The sequence below is a fragment of the Curtobacterium sp. ODYSSEY 48 V2 genome, assembly GCF_023712625.1.
Lineage (GTDB): Bacteria > Actinomycetota > Actinomycetes > Actinomycetales > Microbacteriaceae > Curtobacterium.
In genome coordinates, this window is the sequence record NZ_JAMAXX010000039.1 from 1 (window position 1) to 454 (window position 454).

Annotated in this window: 1 protein-coding gene; it reads left to right on the forward strand. The window is 75.3% G+C overall.

Features of this window, described 5'->3' with window-relative positions:
* Positions 1-62 precede the first annotated feature (62 nt).
* On the forward strand, positions 63-454 hold a 392-nt coding region (locus M3666_RS16390), incomplete at its 3' end, for a cytochrome c oxidase assembly protein (protein ID WP_308301862.1).

A 454-nucleotide genomic window follows, 5' to 3' on the forward strand; every position in this document is an offset into this window, starting at 1 on the left:
GTTCTCATGCTCGTGGGGTACCTGGTGATGCGGCGCGGCGCCCGGGCGTACCGGGCGGCGTAATGGGCTCGGGGACTCTGATCCTCCCCGGGTTCCTGACGCTCTCCGCGCCCCCGGGGCTTCTCGCGGCTGCGGTGGGCGCGGGGGAGCAGGGGCACGGGGGCCACGGGCAGCACGGTGGTGGTGCCGCTGGGCACGCGGACGCCGCGGTGGCCGCCCCGTGGCCGCTCTTCGAGTGGTTGGTCCTCGCGCTCGTGCTGCTCGCCGCAGTGGCGTACTGCTGGTGCCTGTGGGCCGGGCGCGGGCGACGCGGCGTGGCCACCTGGCGCCCGGTCAGCTTCCTCGCGGGACTGGCGTGCGTGGGTGCCGGGCTGGTGGGGCCCGTGGCCCAGGCCGGTCACGCAAGCTTCACGATGCACATGGTGGGGCACCTGCTGGTGGGGATGATCGGGCC